General features: G+C 58.4%; 1 protein-coding gene and 1 rRNA gene. One reads left to right on the forward strand and one right to left on the reverse strand.

Annotation, left to right across the window (positions count from 1 at the left end; genetic code table 11):
* A 16S ribosomal RNA gene (locus ABD944_RS42240) occupies positions 1-106 on the forward strand; the annotation flags it as partial.
* A 274-nt stretch (positions 107-380) separates the two neighbouring features.
* Here the strand turns inward: ABD944_RS42240 and ABD944_RS42245 are convergent.
* Positions 381-587: hypothetical protein (locus ABD944_RS42245; RefSeq protein ID WP_345187914.1), on the reverse strand; the 207-nt coding region annotated here is incomplete at its 5' end.

The raw sequence follows: 587 nt of genomic DNA on the forward strand, positions 1-587 counted from the left end.
GCCCAACCACCTTGTGTGGGGGGAGCGGTCGAAGGTGGGGCCGGCGATTGGGACGAAGTCGTAACAAGGTAGCCGTACCGGAAGGTGCGGCTGGATCACCTCCTTTCTAAGGAGCACCAACTGGCCGGGGCTGCTTCCTCTCGGGGAAAGCTCAGGTCGGTGGCTACCGTTGACAGCGAATGTCTGTCAGGTGGCTGCTCATAGATGTGGAGCACTGGTTATTCACCAGGCCGTTCATGCGGCTCGGCTAGTACCGCCTCGGAGGTGACTTCGGGGAGTGGGAACAACGAGTTCGGGTGGTCGGACTGGTGGACACGCTGTTGGGTCCTGAGGGAACGGGCGCGAGCCCGGTGGCCTCGGACTACGGGACCAGGACCGCATCACCGCATGGTGGTGTGGTTTTGGTGGGCCCGGTTGTTTTTTGAGAACTGCACAGTGGACGCGAGCATCTCTGGTGAATGATGAGAGCCGCTTTGAAGGCCCCTTCTTTCGGGAGGGTGTGTCTTCGGGTTGTTCTTGTTGTTTATCTGCGATTTGTTCTGATCGTTTTGTGTGTTCAAGTTTTTAAGGGCATACGGTGGATGCCT

It is taken from the genome of Actinomadura verrucosospora (assembly GCF_039540335.1).
Classification (GTDB): Bacteria; Actinomycetota; Actinomycetes; order Streptosporangiales; family Streptosporangiaceae; genus Spirillospora; species Spirillospora verrucosospora.